1 pseudogene is annotated in these 275 nt (G+C 65.5%); it reads right to left on the bottom strand.

Features of this window, described 5'->3' with window-relative positions:
• Positions 1-275: pseudogene (locus tag SB786_RS36205) on the bottom strand (serine--glyoxylate aminotransferase); the annotation flags it as partial.

Here is a 275-nt window from a genome sequence, read left to right as displayed (position 1 = left end):
CGGCACGCGGCCGCAAGCCGCTGATGACGCGCGAACACGTTATCGAGCCCTTCGCCGAGGATCATGTCGAGCGCTTCGGCGAGGCCGTACAGCAGATTCGTGTTCGGCGTGTACGGCCAGTAGCCCTGCTGGTTCATGTCGATGATTTCGGTCCAGGCCCAGAACGCGCGCGGCAGCTTCGCCTCGCGGCTCGCCGCGATGGCCTTCTGCGAGACCGCGTTGAAGCTGATTCCCGGCGGCAGCATCAAGCCTTTCTGCGAGCCGGAGACGGTCAC

The organism is Burkholderia sp. SIMBA_062 (assembly GCF_046534765.1).
GTDB classification, from domain to species: domain Bacteria; phylum Pseudomonadota; class Gammaproteobacteria; order Burkholderiales; family Burkholderiaceae; genus Burkholderia; species Burkholderia ambifaria.
The sequence above is the reverse complement of the archived record's forward strand: the minus strand, read 5'-3'. Positions and strand labels throughout refer to the sequence as shown.